The 528-nt window shown below is 66.5% G+C and carries 1 protein-coding gene; it reads right to left on the bottom strand.

Annotation, left to right across the window (positions count from 1 at the left end; all coding sequences use genetic code 11):
• Positions 1–528, bottom strand: a 528-nt coding sequence (locus CVH10_RS17080) for an ATP-binding cassette domain-containing protein (protein WP_146142966.1), incomplete at both ends; no start/stop codon positions are given.

Raw genomic sequence — 528 nt, 5'->3', positions numbered from 1 at the left:
AGACGTGCTTGATCTCGGCGACCAGCTTGCCCGACGTCGAGCCGGAATCGACGCCGAGATACAGTTCGCGCGGCACATCCTTCATCTTCTCGGCGCGTTCGGCGCGCAGCGCCTGAAGCGAGCGGGCGCGGCCCTCGTTGCGGCTGCGGCGGGCGGTGATGGAGGAGTAGAAGGTGGCGGTCTCGCGCTCGATGGTCTTGGTCAGGCGCCGAAGGGATTCGGCCTCTTCCTCCAGCACCTTGGTCGACCATTCGTCGAACTCGACGAAGCCCTTGTTCAGGGTGCGGACCCGACGGCCTTCCAGCCAGTGGACGGTGTTGGTGACGCGGTTCAGGAAGGCGCGGTCGTGGCTGACGACCAGCAGGGCGAACCGGGCCTGGATCAGCTCGTTCTCCAGCAGTTCGATGGCCAGTATGTCGAGGTGGGTGGTCGGCTCGTCCAACAGCAGCAGGTCGGGTTCTTCGGCGAAAGCCTTGGCCAGCGCGGCGCGGCGGGTCTCGCCGCCAGACAGGCCTTGCGTCGACTTCG

Origin of the sequence: Halomonas sp. ND22Bw (assembly GCF_003011945.1) — a bacterium.
Classification (GTDB): Bacteria; Pseudomonadota; Gammaproteobacteria; order Pseudomonadales; family Halomonadaceae; genus Halomonas; species Halomonas halophila.
The sequence above is the reverse complement of the archived record's forward strand: the minus strand, read 5'-3'. Positions and strand labels throughout refer to the sequence as shown.